We start from the raw sequence: 20,863 nt of genomic DNA, 5'->3' as shown, positions 1-20,863 counted from the left end.
CGCAGACTATTTCGTCAGCAGCGACATCGCGGCGCGGGTCAGCCTGCGCCGCGGCCAGCCGCTGACCCCGCCCGCGGCCAGCGCGGCGTTGGCGGCGTTGCGCCCGCAGGCGCCGTGCACCGAACCGCCCGGGGTGGCCGACGCACTGCCCAGATACAGCCCCTCGACCGGGGTTTCGGCCCGGCCCATCCCGGCCGCCGGTCGAAAGATCAGCATCTGCTGAAGCTGCGCGGTACCACCGTTGAGCGCGCCCAGGTGCAAGTTGGCGTCGCTGGCCTCCAGGTCCGACGGGCGCTGCACGAACCGGTCGATCACCGCCGCGCCGAAGCCGGGCGCATGCTCCTCGATGACCCGGTCCACCGAGTCGGCGAGGCGCTCGGCAGAGGAGTCGTCGGCGACATTGCGGGGCAAATGCGTGTACGCCCACACACTTTCGGTGCCCGCCGGCGACCGGGTCGGGTCGGCGGTGGTGGTCTGCCCCAGCAACATGAACGGATGATCGGGCACCGTCTTTGTGTTCAGGTCGGCCATCCAGCGCACCAGCCCGTCGCCGTCGGCCCCGAGGTGCACGGTGCCCACCCCGCGCAGCCGTTGCGCCCGCCACGGAACCGGCTCGCGCAGCGCATAATTCACCTTGACCACCGGCGGATCCCACGCGAAGTGCTCGAGGTCGCGCCGCACCTTGGGCGGCACCGCGTCGGCGGGCAGCATGTCGCAGAACAGTCGCGGCGCCGTCACGTCGGCCACCACCGCCCGACGCGCCCGCACCGTGCGCCCCTCGGCCGTCGTCACCGCGACCGCCCGGCCGCCCCGCACCTCGATGCGAGAAACGTTCTCGTTGCACTCGATTCGCGCGCCGGCGGAGCGGGCACGGCTGACCAGCGCGGCCGTCAGCTGACCCGACCCACCGACCGGCACCGGCCAGCCGCAGTCCTGGGCCAGCATCGTCATCAAAAAGCCCATGGCGCCGCTGATCGGCGCATCGGGCGGGGCGTCGGCGTGCATGGCGTTGCCCAACAACAAGACTCGCGGTGCCTCCCCGGCGAACAGCTCGCTCGCCATGGTGTTGGCCGGCTGCACCAGCAGGCGCGCGACCCGGATCGCTTCCGACGTACCGAGTTCGGCCAGCAGTCGCAGCAGCGGGCGCACGGGCGGGAAGGGCGCCAGCATGGCGTCGAGCAGGGGCGCCTTGATGCGCTCCCACAACTTCACGATGCGCCACCAGTTTTCGCCGTCGGCGGGCTCGCGGCGCGCGAATTCCGCGGCGGTGCGCGCCGGGTCGCGGTAGATGATGGGCGGGTCGTCGTCGGCGCCGCCGCGTGGGTGGCCCACCACCGCGGGCGCGTGTGACCATCGCAGGCCGTGGTCCTCGAGCCGCAGCGCGGCGATCGCGGGCGAGGCCACCGTCATCGGGTAGTACGAGCTGAACAGGTCGGTGATATAGCCCGGGGTCAGCTCGGCGCTGCGCACCGCGCCGCCGGGCTCCGGCTGGGCTTCCAGCACCAGCACGTCCCACCCCGCGTCGGCCAGCATCGCGGCGGCAACCAGCCCGTGGTGCCCGGCACCGATGACGACCGCGTCGGCAGCGTCGTGCACGGTCACTTCACCTGGCTCGGCTCCAGACGTTCCGCTAGTGCCGCCAGCCGCAACAGGCACTCCTTGTTACGCGGGTAGGCCGCGGCCAACGCGACCGAATCGGGAACGAGGCTCATCGGGCCCTCGACCGGCACCTCGATCATTTCGATCCGGCACCCCTGCGGAATCTCGTGCAGCAGCATCGTGATCCGCGCGGCGCCCATCGGCCCCAGGCGGGCGCACAACACCAGCCTGTGCGGCGGTTCGCTTTCCTCCACGATGGTGGCGTCGTCGATCACCAGCGGCCAGATCCCGATGGAATGCCTGATCGAGGAGCCGGCCTCCGGCCAGTTCGGATCCACGGCGCGCATGCGGCTGTTGCCGACCACCCACTGGGTGTAGGTCCAGCCCTGCGCAAGCACCTCCCACACCCGCTCGCACGGGACGGGCACCTCTCGCGTCGCAGTGATCACCGCACATCCTTTCCGCTCGTGACTACTGCGGCGGGATACCCACCAACGGGCGCTGTATCCGTCCGGGTTTATCGGCGCTTCGCTCCGGTTAATCTGCAAGCGGTCGTAATCCCTGGCAGGAAAAGGCGAGAAAGGCAAACCATGACGGCGCGACGGTTGATCATCGGTGTGGGCGCGGTGCTGTTGCTGGCCGGGGTCATCGGTTTGTTGGCGCCGGTGTCGGTCACCGACAGCAATGGCCACTCGGTGGGGTGCGGCAACGCCGTCGCGACGGATCTCTCCGAGGCCAGAAGCGCGAACAACAGCAATGGCGCGAATATCCCGATCCTCAACCAGATCGTCCCGCACACCGATTTTGTCGCGCAGTGCCAGTCGTCGGTGGGTGGCCGCCGGGCGTGGGCCATCCCGCTGGCGGTGCTCGGCGTCATCGCGATCGGCGCGACCCTGCTGACCGGGCGCCGCGGCGCGGCCACGGGCCCGTAATCGCCTCAGATCACCCGCATCCGCGCGGCGTTGCGCAGTCCCTGCGGCGCCACCCGCGAAAGTCCGTACAGCGCATAGGCTTCCGGCGCGACCGGGCGGATCGGTTTCTTCTTCCTGACCGACGACAGGATCGCGTTGGCGACCTTGTCGGGGCCGTAGCGCCGCAGCGCGAACATCGTGCCCAGCTGCCCGCGGCGCCCGTCGACGGCCTCGGCCAGCTTTCCCGCGGGTGCGTCGAAGCGGGTGGTCTTGATGATGTTCGTGTCGATGACGCCCGGGCAGATCGTGGTCAGGCCGACGCCGGCGGTGTCGAGTTCGGCGCGCAGGCAGTCCGAGAACATGTAGGTGGCCGCCTTCGACGTGCAGTACGCGCTCAGCGACTGCAGCGGGGCGTAGGCGGCCATCGACGACACGTTGACGATGTGGCCGCCGGTGCCGCGCTCCACCAGTCGCCGCCCGAACGAGCGGCAGCCGTTCACCACCCCGCCGAGGTTGACGTCGAGCACCCGGTCGAACTGCTCGGCCGGGGTGTCCAGGAACCCGCCCGCCTGCCCGATGCCGGCGTTGTTGACCACGATGTCGGGCACGCCGTGCTCGGCGCTGACCCGCTCGGCGAACGCCTCCACCGCCTGTGCGTCGGACACGTCGAGCACGTAGGCGTGCGCGACGCCGCCGCGGGTGGCGATCTCGGCGGCGGTGGCCTTGACGGCCGCCTCGTCGATGTCGCTGATCACCACCTCGGCGCCCTCGCGCGCGAACGCGAACGCGGTCTCGCGCCCGATCCCGCTGCCGGCGCCGGTGACCGACACCAGGGTGTCGCCGAACGATCCGCGCGGGCGCCCGATTTGCGCGCGCAACAGGGCGCGGCTGGGCTGCTTGCCCTCGGTCAGGTCGGCTAAGTCGTGCACCGCCGCCGCCATCACCTGCGGGTGCGACATCGGGGAGAAGTGACCGGCCCGGATGTCGCGGCGCCACAGCCGCGGCACGAAGCGCGGGGTGTGGTCGTACCCGTACGGCCGCACGTACTTGTCCCTGGTGTTGACGATCAGCTGCACCGGCACGTCGATGACCGCGACGCCGCCCTTGCGACCGGAGAACGAGCGAAAGTAGTTGGCGGGATAGGTTTTCACGGACTGGGCGGCGTCGCGCGCGAGCTTGTCGGAATGATGGATCTGCTCGACGGGAATGTTGTCGACCGCGTTGCGGCGCAGCGCCGGCACCGACAGCGTCAGCCGCAGGAACAACGGCGCCAGCACCGGGATCGAGAACAGCAGCATGTACGTGAACCGCAGCGCCTGGCTGAGCGCCCGGAGGAAAGTACGCGGACGCCACGGCGCGCGCAGGCCCGTGAAGATGTAGTCGACCAGTTGGTCCTGAGCGGGTCCGGACACCGACGTGAACGTGGCCACCCGGTCACCCGCGCCGGGGCGCTTGAGGTAGTGCCACACCCCCACCGAGCCCCAGTCGTGGGCCAGCACATGCACGGGCGCGCCCGGGCTCAGCTCGCCGGTCACCGCCGCGAAGTCGTCGGCGAAGCGATCCATGCTGTAGGCGGATACCGGCTTGGGCACCGAGGACAGGCCGACGCCGCGGTTGTCGTAGCGGATGATCCGGAACCGCTCGGCCAGCAGCGGCACGACCCCGTCCCACAGCACGTGCGAGTCGGGAAAGCCGTGCACCAGCACCACGGTGGGGCCCTCGCGGTTGCCCTCTTCGTAGACGGCGATGCGCGCGCCGTCCGCGCTGTCGACGAAATGCCGGGGTAGTTGTTGTGATGGCGGCATCGGACCTCCCGCTCTGGCTGCCGTGGCCACACGGTAGCAAGCGTGATCGGGGTCACCCGGCCAGCGCGCGGTATCTGCCCTGGCTGCGTGCCGGCGCGGCCGCAGTGACAGGATAGTTTTGGATTGCTACTTCGCCTTCCACAAGCGAGCTGCACGACCCGCCCCGACCCACGAGCGATCGAGGAGTCAGAAAAGATGGCCTTCTCCGTCCAGATGCCGGCACTCGGTGAGAGCGTCACCGAGGGGACGGTCACCCGCTGGCTCAAGCAGGAAGGCGACACGGTCGAACTCGACGAGCCGCTCGTCGAGGTGTCGACCGACAAGGTCGACACCGAAATCCCGTCGCCGGCCGCGGGTGTGCTGACCAAGATCGTCGCCCAGGAAGACGACACCGTCGAGGTCGGCGGCGAGCTGGCCGTGATCGGCGACGAGGACGGCGGATCCCAGGCGCCGAGCCAGCAAGAGCCGCAGGCGCAGTCGGCGCCCCCCGCCCAGCCCGAGGCGCAACCCGAGCCCGAGCCGCAGCCCCAGGCCCAGCCCGAGCCGCAGCCGGCCCAGCAGAGCTCCGGCGGCGGCGACGCCACCCCGGTGCTGATGCCCGAACTGGGTGAGTCGGTGACCGAGGGCACCGTGACCCGCTGGCTCAAGAAGGTCGGCGATTCGGTCCAGGTCGACGACGCGCTTGTCGAGGTGTCCACCGACAAGGTGGACACCGAGATCCCGTCGCCGGTGGCCGGTGTGCTGATCAGCATCACCGCCGAGGAAGACGCCACCGTGCCCGTCGGCGGCGAGCTGGCCCGCATCGGCAGCGGTTCCGAGGCCGCCGCCCCCGCCGCGCCGCAGCCGCCGCCCGCGCCCAAGGCCGAACCCAAGCCGGAACCCGCGCCACAACCGCAACCACAACCACAGCCCCAGCCCCAGGCGCAGCCGAAGCCCGAACCGACGCCGGCCCCCGCACCGCAACCGAAGGCGGCACCCGAGCCGAAAGCCCAACCCGCACAGGCCCAGCCGGCGGACGCGAGCGGCGACGGCACCCCCTACGTGACGCCGCTGGTGCGAAAACTGGCCGCCGAGAACAACATCGACCTCAGTTCGGTCACCGGCACCGGAGTGGGCGGCCGCATCCGCAAGCAAGACGTGCTGGCGGCCGCCGAGCGCAAGCAGCAGGCCGACAAGGCGCCCGCCGCCGCTGCTGCTCCCACCCCCGCTGCCGGCGAGGCCCGCAAGGCCGCTCCCGCGCCCACCCCGGCGCCGGCGCTGGCGCACCTGCGCGGCACCACCCAGAAGGCCAGCCGGATCCGTCAGATCACCGCCAACAAGACGCGCGAATCCCTGCAGGCCACAGCCCAACTCACCCAGACCCACGAGGTCGACATGACCAGGCTGGTCGGGTTGCGGGCCAGGGCCAAGGCGGCGTTCGCCGAACGCGAAGGCGTCAACCTGACCTTCCTGCCGTTCATCGCCCGCGCGGTGATCGACGCCCTCAAGATCCACCCGAACGTGAACGCGAGCTACAACGAGGAAACCAAGGAGATCACCTACTTCGACGCCGAGCACCTCGGCTTCGCGGTCGACACCGAACAGGGTCTGCTCTCCCCCGTCGTGCACAACGCCGGCGACCTGTCGCTGGCCGGGCTGGCCAGGGCGATCGCCGACATCGCCGCGCGCGCCCGCTCGGGCAACCTGAAACCCGACGAGCTCTCGGGCGGCACGTTCACGATCACCAACATCGGCAGCCAGGGGGCGCTGTTCGACACCCCGATCCTGGTCCCGCCGCAGGCCGCGATGCTGGGCACCGGCGCCATCGTCAAACGCCCCCGGGTGATCGTCGACGAATTCGGCAACGAATCGATCGGTGTCCGATCGATCTGCTACCTGCCGCTGACCTATGACCACCGGCTGATCGACGGCGCGGATGCCGGGCGGTTCCTGACCACCATCAAGCACCGGCTCGAAGAGGGAGCGTTCGAGGCCGACCTCGGGCTCTGAGCGCGAACGTGGCTGGTCAAAAGTTCGTCGTCGCGGTCGCAGGGTCGTCCGGCCTGATCGGCTCCGCCCTCACCGCGGCCCTGCGGGCCGCCGACCACCGCGTGCTGCGCATCGTACGTCGCGCGCCGAGCAACGCCGACGAGGTGCACTGGAACCCCGAGAGCGGCGACCTCGACCCCGACACGCTGGGCGACGTCGACGCCGTCGTCAACCTGTGCGGCGTCAACATCGGCAAGCGCCGCTGGTCGGGCGCCTTCAAGCAGAGCCTGCGCGACAGCCGCATCGCCCCCACCGAAGTCCTGGCGCACGCGGTCGCCGACGCCGGGGTGGCGACCCTGGTCAACGCCAGCGCGGTGGGTTTCTACGGAAACACCAAGGACCGCGTGGTCGACGAAAACGACCGTGCCGGAAGCGGTTTCCTGGCCCGGCTGTGCGAGGACTGGGAGGCCGCCACGCTGCCGGCCCAATACGGCGGCGCCCGCGTGGTGCTGGCCCGCACCGGGCTGGTGTTCTCCCCCGCCGGTGGCGCGCTGGGGCGGTTGCGGCCGCTGTTCCGCACGGGCCTCGGGGCCCGGCTGGGCAGTGGTCGGCAGTACATGTCGTGGATCACGCTGGAGGACGAAGTGCGCGCGCTGCTGTTCGCGATATCGAACACCGCGCTGTCGGGGCCGGTGAACATGACCGGGCCCGCGCCGGTCACCAACGCCGAGTTCACCACCGCGTTCGGGCGGGCGGTCAACCGTCCGACGCCGTTGATGCTGCCCGGGTTCGCGGTGCGGGCCGCGCTCGGGGAGTTCGCCGACGAAGGCCTGCTGACGGGCCAGCGGGCCATCCCGTCGGCGCTCGAGCGCGCCGGTTTTCTGTTCCACCACAACACGATTGGTGAGGCGCTCGGCTACGCCACCGCCCGGCGAGACCACGACTAGCGGCACGTGCGTCGCCCTCGCGCGGGCGGGCCGAGTACCGTCGCGAAGGTGATCGATTCCATCCGGTCCAGCCGGTCCCTGATCGACGTCCGCCAGCTCGGAACCGTCGACTACCGCGTGGCCTGGCAGCAGCAGCGCGACCTGGCCGACGCCCGCGCCGCGGGCGGCGCCGACACCCTGCTGTTGCTCGAGCACCCGGCGGTCTACACCGCGGGACGGCGCACCGAGCCGCACGAACGACCGGCCGACGGCACCCCCGTCGTCGACACCGATCGCGGCGGCAAGATCACCTGGCACGGTCCCGGTCAGCTGGTCGGGTATCCGATCATCGGCCTGATCGAACCGCTCGACGTGGTCAACTACGTGCGGCGGCTGGAGGAAGCGCTGATCAAGGTGTGCGCCGACCTGGGCCTGGACACGGTCCGCGTCCCGGGCCGGTCCGGGGTGTGGGTGCCGGGCACCGACGGCCGGCCCGACCGCAAGGTCGCGGCGATCGGCGTGCGGGTGTCGCGCGCCACCACCCTGCACGGGTTCGCGCTCAACTGCGACTGCGACCTGGGCGCCTTCAACGCCATCGTGCCGTGCGGCATCAGCGACGCCGGGGTGACGTCGTTGTCGGCCGAACTGCGCCGCCCGGTGACCGTCGACGACATCCGCACGAGCGTCGCCGACGCCGTCTGCGACGCCCTGGACGGGGTGCTGCCGGTGCGCGAGCACGACAGCGCCGCGCGCGTAGCATCAGCGATGTGACTGTCGCACCCGAGGGACGCAAACTGCTGCGCCTGGAGGTGCGCAACGCCGAAACCCCGATCGAGCGCAAACCGCCGTGGATCAGGGTGCGGGCCAAGATGGGCCCGGAATACACCGAGCTCAAGAGCCTGGTCCGGCGCGAGGGCCTGCACACGGTCTGCGAAGAGGCCGGGTGTCCCAACATCTTCGAATGCTGGGAGGACCGCGAGGCGACCTTCCTGATCGGCGGTGACCAGTGCACCCGTCGCTGCGACTTCTGCCAGATCGACACCGGCAAGCCAGCCGAGCTGGACCGCGACGAGCCCCGGCGGGTGGCCGACAGCGTGCGCACGATGGGGCTGCGCTACGCCACGGTCACCGGCGTGGCCCGCGACGACCTGCCCGACGGCGGCGCGTGGCTCTACGCCGAGACGGTGCGCGCCATCAAGGAACTCAACCCGTCGACCGGCGTCGAGCTGTTGATCCCCGACTTCAACGGCGAGCCCGCCCGCCTGGCCGAGGTGTTCGAGTCGCGCCCGGAAGTGTTGGCGCACAACGTCGAAACCGTGCCGCGGATCTTCAAGCGCATCCGGCCGGCCTTCACCTACCAGCGCAGCCTGGACGTGCTCACCGCGGCGCGTGACGCCGGGCTGGTCACCAAGAGCAACCTCATCCTCGGCCTCGGCGAGACCCCCGACGAGGTGCGCACCGCCCTGGCCGACCTGCGTCACGCCGGCTGCGACATCATCACCATCACCCAGTACCTGCGGCCCTCGGCGCGGCATCACCCCGTCGAGCGGTGGGTGAAGCCGGAGGAATTCGTCGAGTTCGCGCAGCACGCCGAGCAGCTGGGGTTCTCCGGGGTGCTGTCGGGGCCGCTGGTGCGCTCGTCGTATCGCGCGGGGCGGCTGTATCAGCAAGCGGCCGCCGCCCGCGCCTCGGACGCCGCGGCACGGTGACCGTCGGGGCGCTACGTATTCTTTGACTATGGCTAAATCCCGCACTGCCGCTGAGAACAAGGCCGCCCGAGCGCAGGCGCAGGCCGCCCGCAAGGCCGCCGCGCGGGAGCGCCGCACCCAGTTGTGGCAGGCGTTCAACCTGCAACGCCAGGAGGACAAGCGCCTGCTGCCGTACATGATCGGCGCCTTCGTGCTGATCGTGGGCGTCTCGGTGGGCGTCGGGCTCTGGGCCGGCGGGCTGACGATGATCACCTTGATCCCGCTCGGCGTGGTGCTGGGCGCGCTGGTCGCGTTCATCGTCTTCGGGCGCCGCGCCCAGAAGTCCGTCTACCGCAAGGCCGAAGGCCAAACCGGGGCGGCCGCATGGGCATTGGACAACCTGCGCGGCAAGTGGCGGGTGACCCCCGGCGTGGCCGCGACCGGCCACTTGGACGCCGTGCACCGCGTCATCGGCCGTCCCGGCGTGATCCTGGTCGGCGAGGGCTCGGCGACCCGGGTGCGCCCACTGCTGGCGCAGGAGAAGAAGCGCACCGCCCGCCTGATCGGGGACGTGCCGATCTACGACATCATCGTCGGCAACGGCGAGGACGAGGTGCCCCTGGCCAAGCTGGAGCGCCATCTCACCCGGTTGCCGGCCAACATCACCGTCAAGCAGATGGACACGCTGGAGTCCCGGTTGGCCGCGCTGGGGACGCGGGCCGGGGCCGCCGTCATGCCCAAGGGTCCGCTGCCCAACGCCGGCAAGATGCGCGGCGTGCAGCGCACGGTGCGCCGCAAGTAATCGCAGCGGGTCGAACTCGGCGCTCAGCGCCTCACCACGGCCGTCGCGGTCAGCCGATCCTGCAGCCCGCGACCGTCCCAGTCGGTGAACAGCGCCGGGACCACGGTGCCGACGAGGAGGCCGCGCACCACCGCGCGGCCCGTGCCGACCAGCCCGCGCCCGTCCACCGTCACCACCTGCAGACCCAGCGCCAGCTGGCCGGGCGTGAAGCCGAACAGTCGCACCGAGACCACGCCCAGCACGAACCAGACGACCAGCTCGGCGGTCGCCAGCGCCCCTTCGGGTAACCACCCGAGCCGCATGGCCAGCGCCGCCAGCCCCAACGCGATGAGCCAGTCGATGGTCAGCGCGCCCAGCCGTCGTCCCATCCGCGCCAGCGAGCCCGGCCCGCTCTCAGGCAATCCCAGCTTTTCACCGGGGTAGGCGGATCGCGATTCCGGCATCATCGCCGCGGACCGGGGTCCGAATAAACCGACGGCCGGGTCCGGAACGGTGGGCGGACGGTGCGCTCTGCCACCAGAAAAGATACGATCTTGCGATCCATGGCCCCACAATAGAACCCGCCGCCAAAGCGGCCACTTTTTGCGTGTGGCATGGTCACGTAACGTGCGCGCAACATCGGGTTGACTGACGGGCAACATCTGCTCCCTAGCGTCAGGCCGCGGATCTCACCAAGTAAAGGAGCACTCTGTGACGGAAAAGACGCCCGACGACGTCTTCAAACTCGCGAAGGACGAAAACGTCGAGTTTGTCGACGTGCGGTTCTGTGATTTGCCCGGCATCATGCAGCACTTCACCATTCCGATTTCGTTTTTCGACGAGAGCGTTTTTGAGGACGGCTTGGCATTCGACGGCTCGTCCATTCGCGGATTCCAGTCCATTCACGAATCGGACATGTTGCTCCTGCCCGACCCCGCGACGGCGCAGATCGACCTGTTCCGCGAAGCCAAGACCCTGAACCTGAACTTCTTCGTGCACGACCCCTTCACCCTCGAGCCGTACTCGCGCGACCCCCGCAACATCGCCCGTAAGGCCGAGAACTACCTGATCAGCACCGGCGTTGCCGACACCGCGTACTTCGGCGCCGAGGCCGAGTTCTACATCTTCGACTCGGTGAGCTTCGATTCGCGCACCAACGGCTCGTTCTACGAGATCGACGCGATCTCGGGTTGGTGGAACACCGGCTCGCCCAACGAGCTCGACGGCAGCCCCAACCGCGGCTACAAGGTCCGCCCCAAGGGCGGCTACTTCCCCGTCGCCCCCGTCGACCACTACGTCGACCTGCGCGACAAGATGCTGTCCAACCTGATCACCGCCGGCTTCAGCCTGGAAAAGGGTCACCACGAGGTGGGCACCGGCGGCCAGGCCGAGATCAACTACAAGTTCAACACGCTGCTGCACGCGGCCGACGACATGATGCTCTACAAGTACATCGTCAAGAACACGGCCTGGCAGCACGGCAAGACCGTCACGTTCATGCCCAAGCCGCTGTTCGGTGACAACGGCTCCGGCATGCACACCCACCAGTCGCTGTGGAAGGACGGCAGCCCGCTGATGTACGACGAGACCGGTTACGCCGGCCTGTCGGACACCGCCCGCCACTACATCGGCGGCCTACTGCACCACGCCCCGTCGCTGCTGGCGTTCACCAACCCCACCGTGAACTCGTACAAGCGTCTGGTTCCCGGCTACGAGGCCCCGATCAACCTGGTCTACAGCCAGCGCAACCGCTCGGCCTGTGTCCGGATCCCGATCACCGGCACCAACCCGAAGGCCAAGCGCCTCGAGTTCCGTTGCCCCGACTCCTCGGGCAACCCGTACCTGGCGTTCTCGGCCATGCTGATGGCCGGCCTGGACGGCATCAAGAACAAGATCGAGCCGCAGGCCCCGGTCGACAAGGACCTCTACGAGCTGCCGCCCGAAGAGGCCGCCAACATCCCGCAGGCGCCCACGCAGCTGTCCGCGGTGATCGACCGGCTGGAAGAAGACCACGAATACCTCACCGAGGGCGGCGTTTTCACGCCCGACCTCATCGAGACGTGGATCAACTTCAAGCGCGAGAACGAGATCCTGCCGGTCCAGATCCGGCCGCACCCCTACGAATTCGCGCTGTACTACGACGTATAGGCCCAGCTAACCTCCTGACCTGCGCCGACGCCCGCGGCTGGGCCGCGTCGTCCGCAGTTCGTCCGCAGTAGTTTCACCGGAGTCCACCCGCTCGGCGAGCACAGCTCCGATCGCCGAGCGGGTGGACTCGTCGGCGTCTGGCCACAGGTGGCTGTATGTGTCCAGCGTTGTCTTGGCCGAACTGTGCCGCAGCCGCGCTTGCACCGTCTTCACGTCGCAGCCTCGAGCGATCAGCAGCGACGCGAGGTAGTGGCGCAAGTCGTGGAACGAGAACCCTTCGGGTAGGTCGTCGATCCCGCCGCGCACATCGCGGATCGCCCGCTCGATGATCCACGGCCCGCACCGATCCGTGCCGGGTCCGTTGGTCACCATCATCTCGGCGGGGTACTTCTGCACCGACGCCGACAACAGCAACGCGAGATCCTGCGGAATGGGTATCGGTGCTGAGCTGCCCTCGGTCTTGAGGGGCTTGTCCGGCCACTGTTGCTTCGGGTGCACCACTCCCCTGATGAAATCCACATCGGACACGCGCAGCCCAGACACCTCGGCGACCCGCAAGCCAGCGAACGCGCCCAGCAGCACCGCTACTTTCAGGTGATCGGGCACGGCGTCGTGGAGCGCCCAAACCTGCTCCGTGGTAGCCACATACACCTTCGCTTTGCCCATCGGCGGCGCCGTGCGCCGCGAACAAGGGTTGCGCCCAAGCACGCCATCGTGCGCAGCGTCCGACAGGATCTGCGACAACCGGCTGTGCAGCGCGTAGATGTAGCTCGCTTTCATGCCGTCCGCGCGCAACCGGGCCGTCCATGCCTTCACCTGCGACGGACGCACCTGGGTTAGTGGAGTGTCGCCGAACTCCGTGACGATCTGCCGGATATGGGTCCGGGCCTCACGCACGGTCCCTTCGCGGTGAACCTTGTAACCCTCGATCCACGTGTCACACCACTGCTGCACCGTGAGTTTGGCGTCCCGCGGCGCGACATGGGTGCCCGCGACGATGGTCGCGGTCTGAGCAGTCAGCCACTGCTGCGCTTCCACCTTGCGAGCGAACGACTGGGCGTGTTCGCGGCCCTGCTCGTCGACATACCTCGCCCGCCAGCGCTTCCCCTTACCGTAGTTGGCGCTGGGCACGGTCTGCGGGTTGCCGTGCTCGTCGCGAACCGTCTTGTTCCAGCGGTCCTCGACTCCGGCCCGCAGGTTACGTTTCTGGGTCATCGTCAACCTTTCCCGGCGAGTCAATGCCGGGATATCCGGTGTCCGCGGCACTTTCAACGATTGCGTGTAAGGCGTCTACGTAGTCCTGGTAGTCCTCGGCGTGTCCGGGCGCATGGGTCGTAACTAGTTCCCGCAGAAGGTCGTCCAGGTCGTGGCCCCATCGTCGAATGAGCAATTCGTCAGCCTCGCGGGCGATTTCTAATGGAACCCGAAGTTCTACGGGTGCGCCTAGGTGGCCGCCCAGTTCGTTCGCAAGTTCAACCAAGGCTTCTGACAACCGCTCGGCCAAGTACGTGAGTTCCTCATCGAGGCCGCGGAGCGTGGTGGTCAGTCGAGTGAACGCAGCTCGGCGGCTTGTGCGCTCGGGACCGGCGGCAATGTCGTCCAGTTCGACACCGAGGGTTCGTGCGATGACCGCCGCTTCAGCCAGTTTGACCGCGCGGGTGCCGTTTTCAATCTTCGCGATGGCCTGCTGATTTAGACCAAGTGGTTCGCCAAGCGCGGCCTGCGGAAGGCCACGCGCCTGTCTGAACCGGCGAATATTCGCACCAACCTCCTGGTCGTCACTCACAAGGCCGAACGGTACTCGATTAGAGGGTTTGTAGTCAACGCTTTTATTATGTACTCTCTAAAGGAGTACATTACAAACCCTTGATTGGAGTGCTGTCGATGAACGACATCATGTACGCATCGTCCGTATCCGCGGAGACAGGCGTCAACGCCGCGACCCTGCGTTACTGGCGGCATGCCGGCATCGGCCCCGCCAGCTTCAAGCTGGGCCGTCGCGTCGTCTACCGGCGCTCCGAAGTGGAGCGGTGGATAGCCGAGCAAGAGAAGGCCACCCGCCGCGGCGGGGCAGTGCCGGCCGGCGCGGCGTGACCTCCTGGTCCCGCGGCGCCCGCGAGACCGAGGAACACATCCGCGTCGCCAACATCGTGTTGCACGACCTCGGGTTGCGGATGCCGATATCACGGATCAAACAGGTCGCCCGCGCCTACGAACAGCATTGCGCCACGGCTGGTTTGGCCAAAACGTTCGCCGAATACTTCCGTACCGAACTCACCCGTGACGCGACCGCGTGCAGCGAAGCGATGTCGTCGACATTGTGCTACTCCGATCGGACCGGCGAGGTTGCAACCAACCGCGCCTACCGCGCGGCCCAACAACGACCAGGAGCCGCCTAACGCCCCTGACCCCAACGCAATATCCACCAGCTCCGCGGGGGCCTACAGGCCGGTTGACGGACCGCGGAACACCCACCACACGGAGCTGACACCGATGACCACCGACCATAGCAAAGAAGGCCGCCCCCGCAATGGGACGACCTTCTCCGACACCGATAGTCCAAGCGTAACACAGCAACACGATTCCACGCCCAACGACAAGTGGCGCGACGACTGGTACCGCCGCTGCATTCGCGCCAGCGTCGATGAACAGTACTACCACCTCATGCCCCTCGGGGTGCGGTTGCAAGCCAACGTCATCCGTGCCCGCTTCGAGGGCGGTGACGCCGCATGAGCGGGAACGTCTGGGCAGAACTGACGGCCGAAGCCGCCCTCAACACGGCGCTCCTTTCGGCGGCGGAAACCTATGCGAACGCCAACATTCCGGTGTTCCCGCTGCGCCCTGGCGACAAGACACCACTGTTCCCGAACGCGCACCCCGGCAAGCACGATCCGCTTCGCGGGCGGTGCAAAGGTGAATGCGGCCGGCTTGGGCACGGCCTGCACGACGCCACCGTCGACCTCGACACAATTCGCGAATGGTGGGACCGCCACCCGGAGGCCAACATCGGGATCCGGCCATGGGACCGCATCGCCGCCGTGGACGTAGACGTGGCAGACGAAAAACCGGGCCAGGCAACGCTGGACAAGCTGATCGGCGAACTCGGCCCACTCCCTGACACCTGGACAGCACAAACCGCTACCGGCGGCCTGCATATCTGGCTCAACGTCGGCGACACCAGCCACGTCCACGGTGCACTCGGCCCCGGCATCGACATAAAGATCGGCCGCACAGGCTATCTGGTAGCCGCGCCATCGCGTCGCACTATGGGCACCTACACATGGTTGAACGCAGGCCCGGACGGACTCCCCGGCGGGCTGCCGGCGTCCGCCCCTACCGCGTGGCGGGACCGCATCATCAAACCGCCCCCACAGCCGCGTCAGGCGGTCGGAAACCCAGCTCTACCCGGGCGCAACCCGGCGTATGTGAAAGCTGCCCTTGACGGCGAACTCGCCCGGCTCGGCGAAGCCGTCGTTGGGGACAGCGAATACGGCCGCCGGCCAACGCTGTTCAAAGTGGCGTGCAAAGTGTTCGCGTTCGCCAAAGCCGGGCACGCCGACACCGCCGGGCTCCGCAACCTTCTGCACGACTGGGCGTCCTCCCACGGCTTCGATGAGAAAGACACTGAACGTCAACTCGACAACGCCTGGAACCTGGCCGAAGCGAAAGACATCCCCCAACCGCAGGCACAGACCGGCGACACCACATTCATCCCCGAAGAGGCATCGTGACCGACAACAACTTCAACACCGGCGGGCTGGTCGTCGACAACCGGACACCGGACGAGATCCACTCCGGGCAAGTCCGTATGGCCTACCGGCTCGCGGAGGCCTACGCCGGGAAGCTGCTGCACGTCCACGGAATCGGCTGGCACTACTGGGACGGTAAACGGTGGGCATACGACGACACCGGGGCAGCCAAACGGGCCGTAGTAGCTGTACTGCGGACAGCCCTGGCCGATTCCCTGGGCGACAAACAGCTGGCCTCCGACGTCCGCAAATGTGAATCAGCGGGCGGCATCTCCGGGGTACTCGACATCGCCGCCGCCAGCGAAGAATTCGCGGCGACAGTCCGCGACCTCGACGCCGACCCGCACCTACTCAACGTCTCCAACGGGACGCTCGATCTGCGCACCATGGAGATGTCCCCACACAACCCCGCCGATCGGATCACCAAAGTGACTGGTGGCGCGTGGAACCCGGACACGCCCACCGGCCTGTGGGAGGAATTCCTGCAACGGGTGCTGCCCGACAGCGATGTGCGCCAATTCCTGCAGCGCTACGTCGGGTACGGCCTGTCCGGGCGCGTCAGTGAACACGTCCTAGCGATATGGACGGGCACCGGAGCCAACGGCAAATCGGTGTGCGACAACGCCATCCGGTATGCACTCGGGGACTACGCCATCTCCTGCGAACCGAACCTGTTCATGCACCGCGACAACGCCCACCCCACAGGCGAAATGGACCTGATGGGGCGCCGCTGGGTAACAGTTTCCGAATCAGAGAAAGGGCGAAAACTGGCCGAGGCTACCGTGAAACGCCTCACCGGCGGTGACACGATCCGCGCCCGCCGCATGCGGAAAGACTTCGTCCAATTCGAGCCGTCGCACACCTCGGTGTTGATCACGAATCACCTGCCGGATGTTTCCGGTGACGACGAAGCGCTATGGCGCCGCCTGACGGTGGTCCCGTTCGACGTCGTGATACCGGAGGAGGAACGGGACGGCACACTAGGGGCGCGGCTCGAGTTACAGGCCGAAGGGATCCTCGCCTGGGCCGTACGCGGTTACGCCGAATTCAAACTCGCCGGCCTCAACCCGCCTGATCTGGTCAAAAATGCTACCCGGGACTACCGGAATCGCAGCGGCACGGTCGGTCAATTCATCAACGAAGCGTGCATAACTGGCCCGGCGGTCAAGGCGAAGACCCAAGCGCTGCTTGCCGCCTACCGCACCTGGAGCGGATCCGCGGGGGTTGCCGGGGTCACTGACGCGGACTTTTACGAGTCCTTGGCCGCTCATGGGTTTAAGGCTACCCGAACCCGCGATGGCATGTGGCGGCAAGGGATCGCGGTTGAGGCAGGTGGAAGCAATGACTGACCATTACGGAAGACCATGCCGAAAAGCTTACGGTAAGACTGGTGTGAACCCCTGTGAAGGGGTTTCTGTATGTTTCCCGCGCGCACGCATATGTAGGTCATACCCGAAAGGGGTACACAGGGGTTCACACCGCAGGTCAGAGGCCTGCGCGCCCGGCCCAGTAGTGCATTCCCAGGCGACACCTGGGCGCCTGACTGATCGGAGCGGCGAGTGACCACCAAAACCGGCGCGTGGGCCGCGGCCCTCGCGGGTCGTGGTTCATCCCAGCCCGTCACATGTGGCTAATGCGCCTCGCACGTTGTGTGATCGAGTTCCGATGGGAGACGGATCGTTTGGGACGGTCATCCTCTCTGCGCCAGGGCAGATCGACGTGGTGCGGCACAGACCTGCGGCCGGGTGATGCTCGGTGTCCTAGACCTGTGCGCACCGAAAGTCCTCCTAGTTCGTGATATTTCGCGTATCGCAACTGTGTGCGTTATGCTGGAAACAGCGAGAACGTTCGCTTTTTCTGTAGCCGCAACGGCATCCATCGTCCGCAACGGACAAGCACATGAAAGCAAGTGCTATGCCGTTGCTACGTGTCTCTGAAGTCGCCGCCGAACTCCAAGTTTCGCCGCGCATCGTCCAAAAGTGGATCCACGACGGGCAGCTCCCCGCCCGCCGTTTCGGCTCCCGTGTGGTCCGCGTTGACCGCGCCGCCCTCGACGCGTTCGGCCGAAGCGCGGTCGACGCATGACCGCCGCCCCGACGTCCGCACCCCAACCGCGCCGCGCCGCCGCGCGCGCGGGCTGTCGGGTACATGGCAGGGAATGCCCAAAAAAACGCGTTGGCGGCCAGCCGAATCCGCGTAGGGGTGTCCGATGAGCGACGGCATCAAGCTGGCAAGCGGGTTCATTGAGTTAACGGTCAAGCAGGCCGGAAATGCTATGCGGGACATTACCGCTGAGATTACCGGCGTGGGTAAGACCGCCGACAAGGTTGGCAAGCAAGCCGGCAAGGCGATCGAGGATGGCCTCACTCAAGGCGCCAAAAACGCAGGCAAAGCGATCAACAAAGAGATCGGCTCGGCTGCGGAAAAGTCCGGGAAGGACGCCGGCAAGAAGGCCGGCGACGCGCTGGGCAAAGAGATCGAGAAGGCCAGCAAGAACACGAAAGTCGCTATCCCGCCGCCGGACACGAAACCGGCCCGCGACAGCATCATCCGCGACATCGGCGGGTCAATCCTCGAAGCGGCCCGCCAGGGCGCCAAGGATGCCGGCACTACCTTAGAGGCCGAGTTCGGGAAGGCGGCTGCGAAAGCCGGCCGGGCTATCGGCGACGCGATCGGGAACAGTCCGATCGGGGACTGGGCGCGCCAGCTCGGAATCGACGGAGATCACGCCGCCGACGCTTTTGACGGCATCATGCGGTCGATCACGGGCATCAAAGACAAAGATGCTGCCGGCGTGTTAGGCGGTATGGCAACCGCTTTGGGTGCGATCGGTCAGGGTGACGCCGCGAACGTCATTGGGGACATCGCAACCCGGGCCGGGACCGCGCAGCAGAATTTCAGCGTCCTAAAAGGGGCGATCGGCGGCAGCGCGGATGCGTTGAAAACGTTCACCGGGAACGCGGACGGGGCTATCGGAAAGATTGGTGGCATCGCGGCTGCTGCATCGGCTGCTGCCGGCCCGGTGGCGGCTTTCCTCTCCGCGGTGACGATGGGCCAACAGCTTTCAGCGGACGTGAACAAGAAGTTCTTCAACGGGCAGCGCGTGGCACCACAGGACGGGATCCCTCTAACCCCGTATTGGTTCCTCAACCGCGGCGAGGCCGCGCTGAACGGCAAAGGCTGGTCAGCGTTCAACCCGTTCGATTCCAGCCCGGACACGCCCGGCCATGGTTTGCCGGGTAGCGCGCCGCCCAAGGCTCCGGTGCAGGGGCCGAAACCCTTTGTCCCGCAGACGCTGCTGCCGCCGCTAACGCCGAGCGGCGCCCCGGCCGCACCGAGCGGCAACGTGACGGGTCCTGGTGTTCCGTTGGTGCAGACCGCCGCTGGGGCATGGACGTCGCCGAATCCGGCGTGGGCGCATCTGATCGGCCGCGAGTCGAGTGGCCGGAATATCGGCCAGCAGATCACCGACGCTAACGGTGGTCCCGGCTCCCCGAACGCAGCCCAAGGCCTTTTTCAGATCACCCCGGCTACGTGGGCGGCGCACGGCGGAACGGAGTTCGCCCCGAACCCGTTGGCGGCGACGCCGCAGCAGCAGGGCCAGATCGCGGCGAGGATCTTGCAGTCCAACCCGTCCGGCAGCGACTGGGGTGCCGGCCTGCCGGGGCGGGAGAACGCCGCCGCGCTGTTGCAGGGAATCCTGCCAACGGGGTACGACGATGGCGGTGTACTGCCCCCGGGGATGACGTTGACGAATAACGCCAGCGGTCAGCCCGAAGTCATTCTAACGCAGGATCAGGCAAAGAACGCCCTGCAGGGAATGCCAGGTATAGGCGCCGGCCCGAGCGATACCCCGCTGTCGTCCGGTATGTCGCCGGGACCGAACGGCGCAGCGGCCCTCACATCCCTCACGGGGCAGCAGCCTGATAGCGACCCGCTGGCTGCGGTGACCAACCCGGGCGGGAAAGACCTTCGCACGCAGGGATATATCCCGGCTGGCGCGGGCGGTGGCGGCACGGCCGGAACGTCGTTGTGGTCGGGTGCTATGCAGATGGGCGCCCAAGCTGTCAACGGCCTGATCGACCAGGCGGCATCGGCGGCGGCCACCGCCATCTCAGCGGCGGCAACTGCCGGATCATTCGGCGCTGGCGGGCAGGCTGCCGGTTCCGCTTCGTCATTCTTGATCGGTATCGGCACGCAGGCCGCGAAACGCGGTGTGCAGTACGGTTTTCAGCTCGCGGGCATCGGCGGCGACGCTTTGACCGAGATATTGATGCCATTTGGGGTTCCAAGATTCTTCCAGACCGATCCTTCCCAGTTCGTGCCGAAGTTGCCGAACATGTCGGCGGCGGTCACGACTGGCGAGAAGGCCCAACAGACGCAGGACAATCCCCAAGGCGCGCAGCAGGCCGGGATAAATCCGGCCGGACCTGTGCAGCCTGGGCAGCTTCCGGGCCAGCAGGTGGTGGGCTCGCCGGCGCCAATCGCGCAACCGGGCACCGGGAACTTCACGCCCGCGCCCGTCGGGACGCCGGGGCTGTCCGGCCCGCAGCCCAACAGCCCCGCAGCGCCGAGTCTCGCACCGACGCAACCGGTTACGCCTCCGGTGCCGCATTCCGGCCCTATGGCTACACCGCAACCGCAGCCGCAGGCGATCCCGCCGAATACGCAGCCGATACAGCCAACCGACCTCGGCGGGCTGCTCAACGTCTTCGACACCGGTGGCTGGTTGATGCCCGGCGGACTGGCGGCGAACATGACGAGTCGACCTGAGCCGATCTTGTCACCGACTCAATTCGATGACCTACACGCGATAGCCAGCCGGGGAATGCCCGAACTTGACCCCGAGATGGCCGGCGGCGGCTACTCGCCGGACTACAGCGTTCGCATCGATAACGTCACGGTCTCCGACGTCGAAGCCATGCGCCGAGAAATCGACAGCCGGCAACGGCTGCAAATGATGCGGTACGGGGGCCGGCCATGACACTGAAACACCACGGCGCGTACGGGGCGATCTGTTTCGATGATGGCCAGGCTGAGTGGCCGAAACGTCGATGGTCGTGGTCCCCCGATGTTTGGGATTGGCCCGAAAAGAGGTCGCTACCAGATGATATTTTCTGCATTGTCACCGTCGGAACCGGGTGGAATCCGGCCTATGATCCCGCTTCTGGGCCGCCACCCAGCACAGAGACGCTGACGGGTCACTATTTCGACTTTCTGGGCGGCTTCAGGTATGAGAGTCGGGGATTCAGTCTTTCGGTGTTCGCTGGGCCGATGCCAACTAGGAG

The 20,863-nt window shown here is 67.6% G+C and carries 19 protein-coding genes; 13 read left to right on the top strand and 6 right to left on the bottom strand.

All coding sequences use genetic code 11. The annotated features are described in order from the left end of the window. Positions 1–6: 6 nt before the first annotated feature. Positions 7–1,602: an NAD(P)/FAD-dependent oxidoreductase gene (locus W7U_RS06325; RefSeq protein WP_008256039.1), complete on the bottom strand. Its 1,596-nt coding sequence runs from the start codon at positions 1,600–1,602 to the stop codon at positions 7–9. Then, on the bottom strand, positions 1,599–2,048 hold the full coding sequence (locus W7U_RS06320; protein WP_008256037.1) for an SRPBCC family protein: 450 nt from the start codon (positions 2,046–2,048) through the stop codon (positions 1,599–1,601). The genes W7U_RS06325 and W7U_RS06320 overlap by 4 nt, the downstream gene beginning before the upstream one ends. A gap of 141 nt (positions 2,049–2,189) precedes the next feature. On the opposite strand from W7U_RS06320, the gene W7U_RS06315 reads away from it, so the two are divergent. Further along, positions 2,190–2,531: a hypothetical protein gene (locus W7U_RS06315; RefSeq protein ID WP_008256029.1), complete on the top strand. Its 342-nt coding sequence runs from the start codon at positions 2,190–2,192 to the stop codon at positions 2,529–2,531. A gap of 5 nt (positions 2,532–2,536) precedes the next feature. On the opposite strand, the gene W7U_RS06310 is transcribed toward W7U_RS06315, so the two are convergent. Next, positions 2,537–4,315, bottom strand: a complete 1,779-nt coding sequence (locus W7U_RS06310; protein ID WP_008256028.1) for an SDR family oxidoreductase — start codon at positions 4,313–4,315, stop codon at positions 2,537–2,539. A 195-nt stretch (positions 4,316–4,510) separates the two neighbouring features. Between W7U_RS06310 and sucB the strand changes: the two genes are divergently transcribed. From sucB to W7U_RS06285, 5 genes are read left to right on the top strand one after another with little or no spacing between them, the layout of a single operon-like run. Next, positions 4,511–6,304, top strand: coding sequence for a 2-oxoglutarate dehydrogenase, E2 component, dihydrolipoamide succinyltransferase (sucB, locus tag W7U_RS06305; RefSeq protein ID WP_008256027.1), 1,794 nt, complete (start codon positions 4,511–4,513; stop codon positions 6,302–6,304). A gap of 8 nt (positions 6,305–6,312) precedes the next feature. Beyond that, positions 6,313–7,230, top strand: a complete 918-nt coding sequence (locus W7U_RS06300) for a TIGR01777 family oxidoreductase (RefSeq protein WP_008256026.1) — start codon at positions 6,313–6,315, stop codon at positions 7,228–7,230. A gap of 48 nt (positions 7,231–7,278) precedes the next feature. Continuing rightward, the gene (lipB, locus tag W7U_RS06295) at positions 7,279–7,980 is read left to right on the top strand and encodes a lipoyl(octanoyl) transferase LipB (RefSeq protein ID WP_008256025.1); all 702 of its coding nucleotides are present in this window, start codon (positions 7,279–7,281) and stop codon (positions 7,978–7,980) included. After that, positions 7,977–8,918, top strand: coding sequence for a lipoyl synthase (lipA, locus tag W7U_RS06290; RefSeq protein ID WP_008256024.1), 942 nt, complete (start codon positions 7,977–7,979; stop codon positions 8,916–8,918). The genes lipB and lipA overlap by 4 nt, the downstream gene beginning before the upstream one ends. Before the next feature lie 28 nt (positions 8,919–8,946). After that, positions 8,947–9,699, top strand: coding sequence for a DUF4191 domain-containing protein (locus W7U_RS06285; RefSeq protein WP_008256022.1), 753 nt, complete (start codon positions 8,947–8,949; stop codon positions 9,697–9,699). Between the two features lie 23 nt (positions 9,700–9,722). On the opposite strand, the gene W7U_RS06280 is transcribed toward W7U_RS06285, so the two are convergent. Beyond that, positions 9,723–10,145, bottom strand: a complete 423-nt coding sequence (locus W7U_RS06280) for an RDD family protein (protein WP_008256021.1) — start codon at positions 10,143–10,145, stop codon at positions 9,723–9,725. 244 nt (positions 10,146–10,389) lie between these two features. Between W7U_RS06280 and glnA the strand changes: the two genes are divergently transcribed. Beyond that, on the top strand, positions 10,390–11,826 hold the full coding sequence (glnA, locus tag W7U_RS06275) for a type I glutamate--ammonia ligase (protein ID WP_008256020.1): 1,437 nt from the start codon (positions 10,390–10,392) through the stop codon (positions 11,824–11,826). A gap of 6 nt (positions 11,827–11,832) precedes the next feature. Here glnA and W7U_RS06270 read toward each other — a convergent pair whose 3' ends face one another. Together W7U_RS06270 and W7U_RS06265 are read right to left on the bottom strand one after the other, a co-directional pair. Continuing rightward, the gene (locus tag W7U_RS06270) at positions 11,833–13,041 is read right to left on the bottom strand and encodes a site-specific integrase (protein ID WP_008256019.1); all 1,209 of its coding nucleotides are present in this window, start codon (positions 13,039–13,041) and stop codon (positions 11,833–11,835) included. After that, positions 13,025–13,612, bottom strand: a complete 588-nt coding sequence (locus W7U_RS06265) for a helix-turn-helix transcriptional regulator (RefSeq protein WP_008256018.1) — start codon at positions 13,610–13,612, stop codon at positions 13,025–13,027. The genes W7U_RS06270 and W7U_RS06265 overlap by 17 nt, the downstream gene beginning before the upstream one ends. A gap of 98 nt (positions 13,613–13,710) precedes the next feature. Here W7U_RS06265 and W7U_RS06260 point away from each other — a divergent pair, with 98 nt between their 5' ends. From W7U_RS06260 to W7U_RS06230, 6 genes are all read left to right on the top strand, one after another. Next, positions 13,711–13,920 carry a helix-turn-helix domain-containing protein gene (locus W7U_RS06260; protein ID WP_008256016.1) on the top strand — a complete coding sequence of 70 codons (210 nt, stop codon included), beginning with the start codon at positions 13,711–13,713 and terminating at the stop codon, positions 13,918–13,920. Further along, entirely contained in the window at positions 13,917–14,225 is a 309-nt protein-coding gene (locus tag W7U_RS06255) for a hypothetical protein (RefSeq protein WP_008256014.1), read from the top strand. Before W7U_RS06260 ends, W7U_RS06255 begins: the two co-directional genes overlap by 4 nt. 94 nt (positions 14,226–14,319) lie before the next feature. Next, positions 14,320–14,559, top strand: a complete 240-nt coding sequence (locus W7U_RS06250) for a hypothetical protein (RefSeq protein ID WP_008256013.1) — start codon at positions 14,320–14,322, stop codon at positions 14,557–14,559. Then, positions 14,556–15,557: a bifunctional DNA primase/polymerase gene (locus W7U_RS06245; protein ID WP_008256010.1), complete on the top strand. Its 1,002-nt coding sequence runs from the start codon at positions 14,556–14,558 to the stop codon at positions 15,555–15,557. Before W7U_RS06250 ends, W7U_RS06245 begins: the two co-directional genes overlap by 4 nt. Beyond that, on the top strand, positions 15,554–16,924 hold the full coding sequence (locus tag W7U_RS06240) for a phage/plasmid primase, P4 family (protein ID WP_008256008.1): 1,371 nt from the start codon (positions 15,554–15,556) through the stop codon (positions 16,922–16,924). The genes W7U_RS06245 and W7U_RS06240 overlap by 4 nt, the downstream gene beginning before the upstream one ends. 860 nt (positions 16,925–17,784) lie before the next feature. Continuing rightward, on the top strand, positions 17,785–20,559 hold the full coding sequence (locus tag W7U_RS06230) for a transglycosylase family protein (RefSeq protein ID WP_008256004.1): 2,775 nt from the start codon (positions 17,785–17,787) through the stop codon (positions 20,557–20,559). Positions 20,560–20,863 lie beyond the last annotated feature (304 nt).

This window comes from Mycobacterium sp. H4Y, from assembly GCF_000364405.1.
GTDB classification, from domain to species: Bacteria; Actinomycetota; Actinomycetes; order Mycobacteriales; family Mycobacteriaceae; genus Mycobacterium; species Mycobacterium intracellulare.
The sequence above is the reverse complement of the archived record's forward strand: the minus strand, read 5'-3'. Positions and strand labels throughout refer to the sequence as shown.